1 protein-coding gene is annotated in these 203 nt (G+C 61.6%); it reads right to left on the bottom strand.

Annotated elements, in window-relative coordinates; all coding sequences use genetic code 11:
- Window positions 1-203, bottom strand: a 203-nt coding sequence (locus DXT96_RS26435; protein ID WP_246670665.1) for an EF-Tu/IF-2/RF-3 family GTPase, incomplete at both ends; no start/stop codon positions are given.

Raw genomic sequence — 203 nt, 5'->3', positions numbered from 1 at the left:
GTCAGGATGTAGGCTTCTGCCATGAACTTCTTGTGCGGCTTGACCGAACCCGGCTTGCACAGGATCTGACCACGCTCAACGCCGTCACGGGTAACGCCGCGAACCAGCGCGCCGATGTTGTCGCCGGCCTGGCCCTGATCGAGCAGCTTGCGGAACATTTCAACGCCGGTAACCGTCGTCTTCGAGGTCGGACGAATGCCGAC

This window comes from Agrobacterium sp. ICMP 6402, from assembly GCF_009498615.1.
In the GTDB taxonomy this organism is placed as follows: domain Bacteria; phylum Pseudomonadota; class Alphaproteobacteria; order Rhizobiales; family Rhizobiaceae; genus Agrobacterium; species Agrobacterium burrii.
The sequence above is the reverse complement of the archived record's forward strand: the minus strand, read 5'-3'. Positions and strand labels throughout refer to the sequence as shown.